Source organism: Streptomyces sp. Ru72 (assembly GCF_002920635.1).
Classification (GTDB): domain Bacteria; phylum Actinomycetota; class Actinomycetes; order Streptomycetales; family Streptomycetaceae; genus Streptomyces.
The window spans coordinates 56,387-69,747 of record NZ_PQSR01000007.1 but is presented as its reverse complement, the minus strand read 5'-3'; the positions used below and the strand labels follow the sequence as shown (position 1 = coordinate 69,747).

Genomic DNA, 13,361 nt, shown 5'->3' with positions numbered 1-13,361 from the left:
GGATCAGACCCCCACCGTGAAGCCGTCGGACCAGCTCTGCATCTGCTGCACGATGCCGTCCCAGGCGCCGGTGACCAGCAGCAGCCCGGTCGCGATCATCATGCCGCCGCCGATGCGCATCACCCACTGGTAGTGCCGCTTGACCCAGCCGAACGCGCCGAGCGCCTTGCGGAAGGCGACGGCGGCGAGCACGAAGGGCACGCCGAGGCCGAGGCAGTAGGCGACGGTGAGGAGGGCGCCGCGGCCCGCGCTGCCCTGGTCGGAGGAGAGCATCAGCACCGAGGACAGCGTCGGGCCGATGCACGGGGTCCAGCCGATGCCGAACAGCGCGCCCAGCACGGGGGCGCTGACCAGTCCCGCCACGGGCCGCTTGTGGAGGCGGAACTCGCGCTGGGTGAACCAGGGCATCGCCCCCATGAAGAACAGACCCATGAGGATCATGAAGACGCCCAGCACCTTGGACAGAACGTCCTTGTGCTCCTGCAGCGTCGAGCCGAAGAAACCGAACAGCGCCCCGCTGGAGACGAACACGGCGGTGAAGCCGAGCACGAACAGGGAGGCGCCCGCGACCATCCGCCCGCGCCGGGCCTCGGCCAGGTCGGTGCCGGTGACCCCGGTCACATACGACAGGTAGCCGGGCACCAGCGGCAGGACGCACGGGGAGAAGAAGGAGACGAGACCGCCGAGCAGGGCGACGGGGAGGGCGACCAGCAGGGCTCCGTTGAGCACCGTGCCGTTGTAGCCCTCGGCGGCGAGCGTGGAGACGGCCGTCACGTCACTTCTCCGCGACGACCGGGTCGAGCATCTCGCGCAGCTTGTCCTCGGTGAGGGCCTGCAGGGTGCGCGCGGCGATCTTCCCGTCCCTGTCGATGATCAGCGTGGACGGGATCGCCTGCGGGTTGAGCGTGCCCTTCTTGAAGCGGAGCATGAGCTTGCCCGTCGGGTCGTACAGGCTCGGGTAGGTGACCCCGTACTGCTGCTCGAAGGCGCGGGCCGGACCGGTGCTGGTGTCGCGGGTGTTGATGCCGACGAACTGGACGCCCTTGCCCGCCGTCTCCTTGGCGACCTTGACGAAGTTGGGGGCCTCGGCCCGGCAGGGCGGGCACCAGGAGCCCCAGACGTTGATGACGACGACCTTGCCCTTGTAGTCGGCGACGTCGAGCTTCTTGCCGTCGATGGTCGTGCCGGACAGGTCTGGGGCGTCGGCCCGCTCGCCCTTCTTGACGGTCGCGATGCCGTCCTTGCCGGTGATGAAGTTGGTGTTGCCCGAACCCCCGGAGGTGCCGCCGGATCCGCAGGCGGACAGCACGAGCGCCGCGACGGCGGCCCCGGCGGTGGCCAGGACGGCGCGTCGGCGGCTGCGGCTACGGGTGCGGTTCAGGCGCTGGGGGGCGCGGCAGGCGGCACTCATGTGAAAAGTTTCGCATGTCCGTTCCGGGGATCTTGCCCACCCCCCTTGTGGGCGGAAACCCGCATTTCAGGCGGGGTTCGAGGGGCTTCCCGAAGAAGCGCCCGAGGGGCCGCCCGAGGTCTTCTTGCCGGTGCCGGAGGTTTCGGAGAGGAACGCCTTCCAGCCACCGGTCGGCGCCTGCCCGACCCCGAGCGTGCGCAGCTTGGCCACGATCTCGGGCCGCTGCACGTCGATCCAGTCCGTGAACTGCCGGAAGGAGACGATGCGGACGTCGGCGCCCTTCTCCTTCTCGCGAGCGATGTGCTTGAACGCCTCTTCGACGGCGTCCATGTAGATGCCGCCGTTCCAGTGCTCGAAGTGGTTGCCTATGAAGAACGGTGCCCGGTTCGTCTCGTATGCCCGCCTGAATCCGGCTATGTAGGCCTGTGCAGCCTGCTGTCGCCAGCCCGGGTAGTTGTACGCGGGCGCCTTGGTCGAGTTCTTCGACTGGTTGGCCAGGATGTTGTAGTCCATGGACAGCACCTGGAAGCTGTGCCCCGGGAACGGGATCGCCTGGAGCGGGTAGTCCCACAGCCCGTGCCGCTTCACCGGCCACACCTGGTTGCCGCCGGGCGAGGAGGCGTCGTAGCGCCAGCCGAGCTCACGGGCGGTGGGCAGCAGGTTGTCCTGGCCGAGCAGGCAGGGCGTACGGCCCCCGACCAGTTCCTTGTCGTAGTCGAACGGCAGCGGCGGCAGGTCGTGCCAGCCGGTGTTGGTCTTCCACTCCTTGACGAAGGCCTTTGCCTGGTCGATCTCGCTGCGCCACTGCTTGGGCTTCCACCACTTGACCGAGCCGTGAGCTTCGCCACAGAAGTGGCCGTTGAAGTGGGTGCCTATCTCGTGGCCTTCGAGCCAGGCCCGGCGGACGTTGGTCAGCGTGGACTTGATGTGCTCGTCGCTGAGGTAGCCGATGTCGGAGGCGCCCGGAGCGTTGTTCGGCGGCAGGTACTTGCGCTTCTTCGACTCCGGCAGCAGGTAGAGCCCGGAGAGGAAGAACGTCATGTGCGCGCCGTGCTCCTTGGCGAGGTCCAGGAAGCGCGGGAAGAGCCCGTTGCCGACCTCGCCGGCGCCGTCCCAGGAGAAGACCACGAACTGCGGAGGAGTCTGGCCCGGCTCCAGCGGCACCGGCTTGTCCGGCTGGTTCGGCTGCTTGCCGGTGTCGGCGGTGGAGCCGTCACCCAGCGGACGCCCGGTGGCCGTGGGGCTGTTGCTGGGACCTCCCGTGGCGTCGGATCCCCCCTTGTCGGAACCGTGGGCGGGACTCGCGCCGTCGTGCTGGGTACCACAGGCGGCGAGTCCCATGGCCGCCGCCGTACCCGCGCCGAGTCCTATGAGTCCCCGTCGGCTGATGTCCCGCATTCCGTCCCCATCTCATAGCGCCCTCTCAGTGGTCGCACAGTGAGAGGGCGCGATGGAGAGGCAGGTTCCGCTGAAACCGCATACCTGTAGCGGATTTTACGAAGATACTGCCTGATGCCAGGACTGGATACGTCTTGTGACGAAGCGTACGCCGGACCGTCAACTGCAGGACACCGCGCGGAAAGGCGCTCAGGCCCCGAACGCCTTGCCGTTGCCCGCAGCGGACTTCCCCTTCGCCGGCTTGGCGCCCGCGCGCAGATGCGGCGGCACCAGGTCGCGGGCCGGCTCGGTGTAGCCCACCGACACGATCTTGTCGCCCTGGTACGTGAACGTGGTGAGGGAGGCGAGCGTGCACTGCCGCTTGCGCGGGTCGTGCCACAGCCGCCGCCGCTCCACGAAGCTGCGCACGATCCAGATCGGCAGCTGGTGGCTCACGCACACGGCCTCGTGCCCGCGCGCGGCGTCCTTGGCGGCGTTCAGCGCCGCCATCATCCGGACGACCTGCTCCACGTACGGCTCGCCCCAGGACGGCTTGAACGGGTTGACCAGGTGCTTCCAGTTCTCGGGCCGTCTGAGCGCCCCGTCCCCGACACCGAAGGTCTTCCCCTGGAACACGTTGTCGGCCTCGATGAGCCGCTCGTCGGTGGCGAGATCGAGACCGTGTGCCTTGGCGATCGGAGTGGCCGTCTCCTGCGCCCGCTCCAGCGGGGAGGAGACGACGTGGGTGATGTCCCGGGAGGCCAGGTGCTCGGCGACCCGCTCGGCCATCTGCCGGCCGAGCTCGGAGAGGTGGTAGCCGGGCAGTCTTCCGTAGAGGATCCCGTCCGGGTTGGCGACCTCACCGTGCCGCATCAGGTGGACGACTGTGATGTCGCTCATGCCGCGGTTGCCTCCGCTGCTGCCCGGGCCGCCGCCGGAAGGGCGTCGGCGATCCGCTGGATGGCCCGCTCGTCGTGCGCGGTGGAGACGAACCAGGACTCGAAGGAGGAGGGCGGCAGGTAGACGCCCTGGGAGAGGAGGGAGTGGAAGAAGGCGGTGAACCGGTAGGACTCCTGCGCCTTGGCGTCCTCGTAGTTGCGCACCGGCCGGTCGGTGAAGAACACGGAGAACATGTTCGAGGCGTTCTGCAACTGGTGCGCCACGCCCTCCTTGCTCAGCGCCTCCGTGACGAGCGTGCGGATCTCGACCGAGACGGCGTCGACCTTCTCGTACGCGGCGTCGTCGAGCAGCCGCAGCTGGGCGAGGCCGGCGGCGGTGGCCACGGGGTTCCCGGAGAGGGTGCCGGCCTGGTAGACGGGCCCGGCCGGCGCGAGGTGCGCCATGACGTCCTCGCGGCCGCCGAACGCGGCGGCGGGGAAACCGCCGCCCATGACCTTGCCGAACGTCATCAGGTCGGGCTCGACCCCGTCGATGCCGTACCAGCCGGCCCTGCTGGTGCGGAACCCGGTCATGACCTCGTCGGAGATGTAAAGGGCGCCGTTGTCCCGGCACAGGTCCTTGAGCCCCTGGTTGAACCCGGGCAGCGGCGGGACCACGCCCATGTTCCCCGGGGATGCCTCGGTGATCACGCAGGCGATCTCGCCGGGGTGCGCGGCGAAGGCGGCGCGGACGGCCTCGAGGTCGTTGTAGGGGAGCACGATGGTGTCGCCGGCCTGGGCGCCGGTGACACCCGGGGTGTCGGGCAGCGCGAAGGTGGCCACACCACTGCCCGCCGCGGCCAGCAGCGAATCGACGTGCCCGTGATAGCAACCGGCGAACTTGATCACCTTGGACCGCTGGGTGAACCCGCGGGCGAGCCGGATGGCGGACATGGTGGCCTCGGTGCCGCTGGAGACGAGCCGGACCTGCTCGACGGGCGCGACCCGGGCGACGATCTCCTCGGCGAGAGCGACCTCGCCCTCACCGGGCGTACCGAAGGAGGTACCGCGGGCGACGGCCTCCTGGACCGCGGCGATCACGTCCGGGTGGGAGTGCCCGAGGATCATGGGCCCCCAGGAACACACGAGGTCGACGTATTCGCGTCCATCGGCGTCGGTCAGATACGGACCATTGCCGGACACCATGAACCGGGGCGTACCGCCCACGGCGCGGAAGGCGCGCACCGGAGAGTTCACGCCGCCGGGCGTGACGACCGCCGCGCGCTCGAAAAGAGTCTGCGAAACTGGGGCTTCGTACGGATAGCTCACACTAGCCATGGTGTCAGAGGCCTCGAAGATCCTGCGGACAGGTGGTTGAACGCACGTTTCGGCGGGCGGCCGTGGGGGAGGTCACTGACACGATGATCGGGTTGCGCGGCGGGGGCCACGCGTCCTAGAAAAGCAGTCGGGTGGAGATATGCATCGCGGTGGCGGACTGGGCGAGGGGACCGATGACCTGGGTCCTCGGCGTGCCCGGCGGGGAAGGCACCGGCGCGACGCGGAGGAGACGAGCGAGACACGTCAGACGCAGGGCTCACAGGGTGGTCCTGTCGCTCCCGGCGGTCCTGAGCGAATCGACCGGCTGACGCGTATGGATGGCATGGACCATGTGAACCGTCGGCGGGATCGGCTCGGGGCAGGAAGCGGGAATGGTGGTCGGGTGGGGGTGACGTACAAGTACTTCGGCGCGCCGGACGGCGCCACGGCAGCCCGTGTCCCGATCTCGATGCGTCCCGAGGAACTCGGCGGCGACGAGCTCGGCATGGGCGGCATGTTCACCAAGATCAAGCCGGAGACGATGGCGGCGATGGTCCTCACGGGCATCGAGGGCGTCCCGCTGCACAAGGTCCCACCGCTGGAACTGGTGGTCCTCCACCCCGACTACGCGGTCGTCAAACTCCCCATGACGGTCGTGGACCCGCTGCGCGGCATCGGCGAGGAACAGGTCGGCGCGGCGGCCTTCATCTGGTCGACGGTGCCGGACCGGGGCGGCCCGCGGGACGCGTTCAACGTGTACCAGCTGCTGCACGAGTGGCAGGATTTCAGCCACCGGCTGCATGAGGCGGGGCATCAGCCGTATTGCCTGGTGTGGCCGTGAGTTGAGGTTTCGTGGGTCTGGGCGGGGCTTTCGGGTCCCGCCCTCGTCGTATGGCGGAGGCGTCGGGCGAGCCCGTGCTTCCGGCCCGTGCGCGCGGCACCCGCGGCCCGGCCGGGTACCATCGCCGCGTGAACACCTACTGGCACGTCGTTCTGCCGCCGCTCTGCGCCTGACCGGGCGCAGGCACTGACGGTTTGATTCCGTTCTCCGGCCGACCCACTGGGCGGCCAGGGGTCGTTTTGTCGTGCGCCCGTTTCGGATCCAGTCCCAGACGCATTCGACGACGGAAGATCACGACTGTGCCGAACCGCACCACCCCTCTGACTCCCGCGCGCCCGGCCGCCGCCTGCCGGCGCCCTTCCGGCAGCGGTCTCCTCAGCGGCCCCGCTCCCATCCTCACCTCGGCCGTGCTGTGGGGCACGACCGGGACCGCCAGTTCTCTGGCACCAGCCGGCGCACCCGCGGCGGCCATCGGCTGCGCAGGTCTCACCCTCGGCGGCATCCTGCTGTTCCTCACCTCTCGCGGCGTCCCCTCCCTGCCCGCCGCGTGCACGAGCCCCGAACGGTGGCTGCTCGTCCTCGGCGCACTGGCGGTGGCCGGGTATCCGGTCACCTTCTACCCGGCGGTGGCCCGCACCGGCGTGGCCGTGGCCACCGTCATCGCGCTGGGCAGCGCGCCGGTCTTCGCCGGACTGCTGTCCTGGATCACCGGACAGGCGCGGCCGACCGCCCGCTGGGCAGGCGCCACCACGGCCGCCGTGCTGGGCTGCGCCCTCCTGGTCCTGGGGCCCGGGCTCACCGGGCCTGCCAGGCCGATGGACCTGACGGGCGTCGTGCTCGCCGCGGGCGCGGGACTGTCATACGCCGCCTACTCGCTGATCGGCGGCAGGCTCATCACCCGCGGGCACCCGTCCGATGCGGTGATGGGCGTGCTGTTCGGCACGGCCGGGCTCCTGGTCCTGCCGCTCGTGCTGTTCCTCGACACGCACTGGCTCGCCACCACCCGCGGCGCGGCAGTGGCCGTGTACCTGGCGCTGTTCACCGTCTGCCTGGCCTACCGGCTCTTCGGGCACGGACTGCGCCACACCCCGGCGTCGATGGCCACGACGCTGACCCTGGCCGAGCCGGCCGTGGCGGCGATTCTGGGGGTCACCGTCCTCGGCGAACGCCTCCCCGCCGCCTCTTGGTGCGGACTGGCCGTCCTCGCTGTGGGTCTGGTCCTGTTGACCGCCCCCGTCGGCGCCGGCCGCCGGCAACGATAGCCAAGGAGGCCTTCCGGCCCGGTCCCGGGTGTTCCGGGACCGACCGGCCCAGGGGACCGCGGCGAAGTGGCAGGGGCGCGGTCGGAGAGGCGACCACGGCGGGCGGGCCGAGGTCGGTCCGGCTGCCCGGCGGCAGGCGCTGATCGACGCGCGGATCAGTCCGCGTCCTTCAGTCCGGTCGCCCGCCCCTCCTCGTCCCACTCGACCTCCATGGTCCGTGCGACGGCGTCGCGGTCGACCGGGCCGAACACATGGGGGAACAGGGTGCCCTCGGCCACGCCCGGCGGCGGCGCGGGGACCGCACGCTCCCACGCGCACCGCGCGGTGAGCCGGCTCTCGTCGAGGAGCAGCGCCAGCAACGGCCTCGGCGCGCCGCGGTAGAACGCGTTGACCACGGCCAGCGTCGTCTCCTCGTCGGGAGAGCAGTGGACGAAGCCGTCCTCCACGAGGGAGGCGGGGGCGTACGGGCGGTCGGGAGCCGCGTTCCAGTCGGCGAGCGGTACGACGTGATAGATCATGGCCCGATTCAACTACGGGTGCGGCCCGTCCTCCCCGCGCCCAGGGACGGGGACGGTCCCGCGCCGTGGACAGGCACGTGAAAGCGGGGGCGCCCCGGTTCGGGACGCCCCCGCTTTCACGGCGTCACTTCACGGTGATGGTCACCGTCGGCGACATCGTCTTCGCGTGGACCACGCGGAGCTTCTCCTTGCCCATCCCGGTCAGCTTGGTGACCAGGGCATAGGTGGAGCTGCTGCCCCGCTTGACCGTGACGGTCTTCACGGTGGCCCACTTCCTGCCGTCGTAGCGCTGGAGGTCGAGCCTGTCGCCCGCCTTCAGGCCCTTGACCTGACCCGTGATCGTCACCGACTGACCGGACTTCACTTCGGTCCTGTCGGCGCGGATGGTGATCGTGGTCGCGGTCACGGCCGGCTTGAGGTTGGGCTGGTCCGGCTTCGTCGCCAGGTTCGGCGCGTTGGTCGACGTGCCCGCCACCGGGTTGGGCGCGACCGGGTCGGCCGCGAACGCGGCGGCCCCCGCGGACGTCAGCAGCGCGACGGAGAGCGCACCGGCGGCAAGGACACGGGTGGAGTGCGTGCGAAGTGACGATTTCACGTTTGTCTCCTGTGCTCGGACAGATCCCCCATTGACGGACTCCCCCAGCGCGCGCACTCCTGAGGCTTCCATGTAACCGATCCGGCGGCGACCCGGATGTCACCGCATTGCAGTAACGCCGACACCCCCAAACCGGTTACCTCTTGTAATCAGAGCAGGTGGATCGGGTCACCTCGGCGAGCTATTTCTTACCTTGTTCCGCTTCGAGTCGCTGCCGCCGATCCACACCGACTCGCACCGGCCCGCGCCGGCCCCTCCCCACGCCGTGCGAAGGCCCCCGCCCCCTCCCTCCGCCTACGCTGGTAGCGCGGCATCCTCTATGGCCACGTATGGGATGGATGTGCCGTAGGTGGTCGGGGCCCGTTCGCAGAGCCGTATGGCAGGAGCACGCCGATGGCCGCCACGGAGCACGTTCGCCCGAGCCGGTTGCGGGCGTGGATGCTGCAGGGGCTGTCCGACATGAGCAAGGCGGACGTCCCGCAGGGTCCGCACGCCCCGGCCGCGCCCCCGCACAAGGGCCAGCGCTGGTGGCGCGTGATGTGCCTGACCGGCGTCGACTACTTCTCCACCCTCGGCTACCAGCCCGGCATCGCCGCCCTCGCCGCCGGCCTGCTCTCCCCCGTCGCCACCGTCGTCCTCGTCGCCGTCACCCTGGCCGGCGCCCTGCCCGTCTACCGCCGCGTCGCCGAGGAGAGCCCGCACGGCGCAGGCTCCATCGCCATGCTGGAGCGCCTGCTCTCCTTCTGGCAGGGCAAGCTCTTCGTCCTCACCCTGCTCGGCTTCGCCGCCACCGACTTCCTGATCACCATCACCCTCTCCGCCGCCGACGCCTCCACCCACCTGATCCAGAACCCCCACCTCACCGGCGCCCTGCACGGCCACCAGATGCTGATCACTCTTTTCCTGATCGCCCTGCTCGGTGCCGTCTTCCTCAAGGGCTTCCTGGAGGCCATCGGCGTAGCGGTCGCCCTGGTCGGCGTGTACCTGGCGCTGAACGCCGTCGTCGTGGTCGTGGGTCTGTGGCACGTGCTGACCGCCGAGCACGTCGTCACCGACTGGACCGCCGCCCTGACCGTCCAGCACGGCAATGTGTTCGTCATGGTCGGGCTGGCCCTGTTCGTCTTCCCGAAGCTCGCGCTCGGCCTGTCCGGCTTCGAGACCGGTGTCGCCGTCATGCCCCACGTCCAGGGCGACCCCGGCGACACCGAGGACAAGCCCACCGGCCGGATCCGGGACACCAGGAAGCTGCTGACCACGGCCGCCCTCGTCATGAGCGTCTTCCTGATCACCACCAGCTTCATCACGACGCTGCTGATCCCGGCGCCCGCGTTCAAGCCGGGCGGTCCCGCGAACGGGCGCGCGCTGGCGTACCTCGCGCACGATTACCTCGGAAGCGGCTTCGGCTCGGTCTACGACATCTCCACGATCGCGATCCTGTGGTTCGCCGGCGCCTCCGCCATGGCCGGGCTGCTCAACCTGATGCCCCGCTACCTGCCCCGCTACGGCATGGCCCCGCACTGGGCCCGCGCGGTGCGCCCCATGGTCATCGTCTTCACCCTGATCGCCTTCGTCGTCACCTGGATCTTCGACGCCGACGTCGACGCCCAGGGAGGCGCCTACGCCACCGGCGTGCTGGTGCTGATGTCGTCGGCGGCGATCGCGGTGACCATCGCCACCCACAAGGCCCACCAGCGCCGTCTGGTGGTCGTCTTCACGGTGATCTCCGCGGTGTTCCTCTACACGACGGTCGCGAACGTCATCGAGCGGCCGGACGGTGTGAAGATCGGCGCCTGCTTCATCGCCGGGATCATCCTCGTCTCGCTGCTGTCGCGGCTGGCCCGTGCCTTCGAGTTGCGCGTGACCAGCGTGACGCTCGACGACATGGCGGAACGTTTCGTCAGAGATATCGCCAGCCGCCGTATCCGCTTCATCGCCAACGAGCCGAACAAACGGGACTTCGCGGAATACCGGGAAAAGATCGAGCAGATCCGCAACGACAACGACCTGCCACCGCAGGAGGACTTCGTCTTCGTGGAGGTGACCGTCGGCGACCCCTCGGAGTTCGAGTCGAGCATGACGGTCCGCGGCGAGGTCATGCACGGCCGCTACCGGGTGCTCACCCTGGAGTCGTCCTCGATCCCCAACGCCCTCGCGGCCCTGCTGCTGCACGTCCGGGAGAGCACCGGCTGCATCCCGCACATCTACTTCGAGTGGACCGAGGGCAACCCGTTCGCCAACTTCCTGCGCTTCTTCCTCTTCGGCCAGGGGGAGGTGGCCCCGGTCACCCGCGAGGTCCTGCGCGAAGCGGAACCGAACCGGGCGCGCCGGCCGCGCGTGCACGTCGGGTGACCCGGTCAGTCGCCCCCGGCCCTGGCTCCCCCGCCCACCGTGAACCCGATGACCGCCCCGCCCCCCTCACGCCGGTACGCGAACGAGGCACCCCCGTGCGAGGTGGCGACCTCCCGCACGATCGACAACCCCAGCCCGGACCCCGGCAGACTCCGCGCGTCCGCGGCCCGGTAGAACCGGTCGAAGATCCGCATGAGATCCGGCTCCTCGATCCCGGGCCCCCGATCCAGCACCTCCACCCGTACGATCCCCAGCGGCGCCCCGCTCTCGGGCTCGTCCGAGTCCTCCAGCTGGAGCGGATGCTCGGGACCGGTCACGACGATCTCGATCGGCGCCTCGGCGTCCCGGTCGAACTTCGCCGCGTTCTCCAGCAGGTTCGAAACCGCCCGCTGCAAGGCCGTGGTACGGCCGTCGACCGTCGTGTCACCACTGGCCCGGACGACGATCTCGCGCCCCGTACGCCGCCGGGCGATCGTCGCCGCGTCCTCCGCGACGTCGGCCAGCGTCAGCCGTTGCACCGGCTCGGTGTCCGACTGCCCGGCCGCCAGCGCGACCAGCTCGTTCACCAGGTCGGTCAGCTCGCGGGACTCCTCCGCGAGGTCGGCGACCAGCTCCTCGCGGGCGGCGGGCGGCAGCTCGTCTATCCGGCGCAGCAGGGAGATGTTCGTCCGCAGCGAGGTGAGCGGCGTGCGCAGCTCGTGACCCGCGTCCTGCACCAGGCGCCGCTGGTCCTCCTCCGACTGGGCGAGGCGCCCGAGCATGCGGTCGAAGGAGCGGCCGAGACGGCCCACCTCGTCGTTCCCGGTGACCGGCACCTGGATGCCGAGCCGTCGAGTGCGCGCCACGTCCTCCGCGGCCCCCGCGAGGACGACCAGCCGCCGGGTCATCCGCCGGGCCAGCCACCAGCCGAACAGGCCGGCCGCGATCACGACCGCTCCCATCAACAAGGCCGTGCGCTGCTGGAGGCTGCGCAGCAGGTCCTCGGTGGAGCTGAGCTCCTGGGCGACCTGCACCCCGCCGCGGCCGTGGCCGAGCGCCACGGTCGCGACCCGGTAGACGTCGCCGCCGACGTCGACGTTCCGGTGCTCCAGCAGCTTGGCGGCCTTGGCACTGGCGGCGATCTTGCGGTCGTCGGCGCCCACGGGCAGCGGCGGGTTGGAGTGGTCGACGACCGCGCCGCCGGGGCCGAGCACCTGCACGACCGTGCGGGCGGGCCGGATGATGTCGTCGCGCGGGGTGTCGTGGTCCTTGTCGGAGATGGCGAAGTCGTCCGGCATCAGCTGCTTCTGGCTGACCTGGGCCCGCAGGTCGGCGACGACCTGGGTGAACACGGTCTGCTGGTCGACGCGCACCAGGCGGGCGGCGGCGTCGTAGCTCAGAAATCCGACGAGGACGGTGACGCCGGCGGCGACGGCCGCGAACGACACCGTGAAGGTCGTCCGCAACGAGGACACCTTGCGCAGCCTGGCCCGCAGCCGCAGCCGGCCGCGGAGCCCGGCCGGCAGCCGATGCCACAGGCTCATCCAGAACCCGACGGCCACGTCGGCGCCCGATCGACGCGGTGGAGGCACCTAGTCCTCCCTCAGTACGTACCCCACGCCACGTACCGTGTGGATGAGCGCCGGCGCGCCCGGCTCGTCGAGCTTGCGCCGCAGATAGCCCACGTAGACGGCGAGGTTCTTGGATCCGGGGCCGAAGTCGTAACCCCAGATGCGGTCGTAGATCGTGGCGTGGTCCAGGACGATGCCCGCGTTGCGGGCGAGCAGTTCCAGCAGGTCGAACTCGGTGCGGGTCAGTTCCAGCTCGCGCTCGCCTCGCCACGCCCGGCGCGCCTGCACGTCCATGCGCAGCCCGGCGACGGACACCTGGCCGGTGGGGGTCTTGTCCTCCTCCTTGGGGGCCTCGAAGGAGCCGCCGTTGCTGCGGCGCAGCAGGGCCCGGAGCCGGGCGAAGACCTCCTCGACGTCGAACGGTTTGACGACGTAGTCGTCGGCGCCCGCGTCCAGGCCCGCGATGCGGTCGGCCGTCTCGACCAGCGCGGTCAGCATCAGGATGGGCGTGCGGTCGCCCTCGGCACGCAGCACCCGGCACACCTGGAGGCCGTCGATGCCGGGCATCATCACATCGAGGACGAGCACGTCGGGGCGGCTGCGGTGGGCCTGGGCGAGGGCCTCGACCCCGTCGGCCACGGCGGTCACCTGATAACCCTCCAGCGTCAGCGCGCGTTCCAGGGCATGGCGGATGGCGCGGTCGTCCTCGGCGAGCAGCACTGTCTGGGTCACGCCCCCAGTCTGCCAAGGTCACGGCGGTGCACCAGCGGGTGGTGGAGCGAGGAAGGGGCTTCTTACCCGCCTCTCACCGCCTCAGCCGCGGTGACTTACCTGGTCGGGCCACTGTGTCGGCGAAGTCGACATCACCGCGTGACCCTCCGGGGGGGGACGCGGAGAGCCATCGAGGCGGGCCGCGGCACGGCGGCCGACGGTCCGCCGAATCCCCGAGCCCGCCCGGCCCGCCATCCCAGGGCGTGGCCGGGCGAGGGTCCGCGCGGCCGGTCCCGGATCCTCCCCCCGGTCCGGAGACCGGCCGACGCGGAAGGGTGGGCCGGCACGCACGACGGCGGCGGCCCACCCTCACCCACGGCATGATCCGAACGAAAGACCCTTGGGCCTCTCGTTTGGATCATGCCGGGCTCGCGGGGCATGGCACGCACATCTGCGGCGTTGTCGTCACTCGCCGACGCTCCGCGTCGACTCCCTCCTCCGCCTTGCAGCTGCACGCACCATGCCCCGCTCCCTGATCCGGCCTGATCCGAA

Annotated in this window: 12 protein-coding genes; 3 read left to right on the top strand and 9 right to left on the bottom strand. The window is 70.4% G+C overall.

Annotation, left to right across the window (positions count from 1 at the left end; genetic code table 11):
* Positions 1 to 3: 3 nt before the first annotated feature.
* From C3488_RS05415 to hemL, 5 genes are all read right to left on the bottom strand, one after another.
* Entirely contained in the window at positions 4 to 774 is a 771-nt protein-coding gene (locus tag C3488_RS05415) for a cytochrome c biogenesis CcdA family protein (RefSeq protein WP_103838141.1), read from the bottom strand.
* Position 775: 1 nt separating this feature from the next.
* On the bottom strand, positions 776 to 1,411 hold the full coding sequence (locus C3488_RS05410) for a TlpA disulfide reductase family protein (protein WP_103838140.1): 636 nt from the start codon (positions 1,409 to 1,411) through the stop codon (positions 776 to 778).
* 66 nt (positions 1,412 to 1,477) lie between these two features.
* Positions 1,478 to 2,809, bottom strand: a complete 1,332-nt coding sequence (locus tag C3488_RS05405) for a hypothetical protein (RefSeq protein ID WP_103838139.1) — start codon at positions 2,807 to 2,809, stop codon at positions 1,478 to 1,480.
* Positions 2,810 to 2,998: 189 nt separating this feature from the next.
* A complete protein-coding gene (locus C3488_RS05400) occupies positions 2,999 to 3,688 on the bottom strand; it encodes a histidine phosphatase family protein (protein ID WP_103838138.1) in 690 nt (229 codons plus the stop codon).
* Positions 3,685 to 5,004, bottom strand: a complete 1,320-nt coding sequence (gene hemL, locus C3488_RS05395; protein WP_103838137.1) for a glutamate-1-semialdehyde 2,1-aminomutase — start codon at positions 5,002 to 5,004, stop codon at positions 3,685 to 3,687. The genes C3488_RS05400 and hemL overlap by 4 nt, the downstream gene beginning before the upstream one ends.
* Positions 5,005 to 5,143: 139 nt before the next feature.
* Here hemL and C3488_RS05390 point away from each other — a divergent pair, with 139 nt between their 5' ends.
* Both C3488_RS05390 and C3488_RS05385 read left to right on the top strand, forming a co-directional pair.
* The gene (locus tag C3488_RS05390; RefSeq protein ID WP_181138891.1) at positions 5,144 to 5,824 is read left to right on the top strand and encodes a hypothetical protein; all 681 of its coding nucleotides are present in this window, start codon (positions 5,144 to 5,146) and stop codon (positions 5,822 to 5,824) included.
* 299 nt (positions 5,825 to 6,123) lie between these two features.
* Positions 6,124 to 7,086 (top strand): DMT family transporter, encoded by a 963-nt coding sequence (locus C3488_RS05385; RefSeq protein WP_103838135.1) that lies wholly within the window; start codon positions 6,124 to 6,126, stop codon positions 7,084 to 7,086.
* A 155-nt stretch (positions 7,087 to 7,241) separates the two neighbouring features.
* Here C3488_RS05385 and C3488_RS05380 read toward each other — a convergent pair whose 3' ends face one another.
* Both C3488_RS05380 and C3488_RS05375 read right to left on the bottom strand, forming a co-directional pair.
* Positions 7,242 to 7,604 (bottom strand): DUF952 domain-containing protein, encoded by a 363-nt coding sequence (locus C3488_RS05380; RefSeq protein ID WP_103838134.1) that lies wholly within the window; start codon positions 7,602 to 7,604, stop codon positions 7,242 to 7,244.
* Between the two features lie 124 nt (positions 7,605 to 7,728).
* The gene (locus tag C3488_RS05375; RefSeq protein WP_103838133.1) at positions 7,729 to 8,199 is read right to left on the bottom strand and encodes a DUF4369 domain-containing protein; all 471 of its coding nucleotides are present in this window, start codon (positions 8,197 to 8,199) and stop codon (positions 7,729 to 7,731) included.
* Positions 8,200 to 8,592: 393 nt separating this feature from the next.
* On the opposite strand from C3488_RS05375, the gene C3488_RS05370 reads away from it, so the two are divergent.
* Complete coding sequence (locus C3488_RS05370) at positions 8,593 to 10,548, top strand: APC family permease (RefSeq protein WP_103838132.1); 1,956 nt, start codon at positions 8,593 to 8,595, stop codon at positions 10,546 to 10,548.
* A gap of 5 nt (positions 10,549 to 10,553) precedes the next feature.
* On the opposite strand, the gene C3488_RS05365 is transcribed toward C3488_RS05370, so the two are convergent.
* On the bottom strand, positions 10,554 to 12,071 hold the full coding sequence (locus C3488_RS05365; RefSeq protein ID WP_103838209.1) for a HAMP domain-containing sensor histidine kinase: 1,518 nt from the start codon (positions 12,069 to 12,071) through the stop codon (positions 10,554 to 10,556).
* A gap of 48 nt (positions 12,072 to 12,119) precedes the next feature.
* Positions 12,120 to 12,830: a response regulator transcription factor gene (locus C3488_RS05360; RefSeq protein WP_181138890.1), complete on the bottom strand. Its 711-nt coding sequence runs from the start codon at positions 12,828 to 12,830 to the stop codon at positions 12,120 to 12,122.
* Between the last annotated feature and the right edge of the window lie 531 nt (positions 12,831 to 13,361).

What these genes read in the sequence shown, in the direction of transcription:
- hemL (WP_103838137.1), bottom strand. Translation starts at nt 5,004, where the DNA reads ATGGCTAGTGTGAGCTATCCGTACGAAGCCCCAGTTTCGCAGACTCTT.
- C3488_RS05380 (WP_103838134.1), bottom strand. Translation starts at nt 7,604, where the DNA reads ATGATCTATCACGTCGTACCGCTCGCCGACTGGAACGCGGCTCCCGAC.
- C3488_RS05390 (WP_181138891.1), top strand. Translation starts at nt 5,144, where the DNA reads ATGCATCGCGGTGGCGGACTGGGCGAGGGGACCGATGACCTGGGTCCT.
- C3488_RS05405 (WP_103838139.1), bottom strand. Translation starts at nt 2,809, where the DNA reads ATGCGGGACATCAGCCGACGGGGACTCATAGGACTCGGCGCGGGTACG.
- C3488_RS05365 (WP_103838209.1), bottom strand. Translation starts at nt 12,071, where the DNA reads ATGAGCCTGTGGCATCGGCTGCCGGCCGGGCTCCGCGGCCGGCTGCGG.
- C3488_RS05370 (WP_103838132.1), top strand. Translation starts at nt 8,593, where the DNA reads ATGGCCGCCACGGAGCACGTTCGCCCGAGCCGGTTGCGGGCGTGGATG.
- C3488_RS05410 (WP_103838140.1), bottom strand. Translation starts at nt 1,411, where the DNA reads ATGAGTGCCGCCTGCCGCGCCCCCCAGCGCCTGAACCGCACCCGTAGC.
- C3488_RS05400 (WP_103838138.1), bottom strand. Translation starts at nt 3,688, where the DNA reads ATGAGCGACATCACAGTCGTCCACCTGATGCGGCACGGTGAGGTCGCC.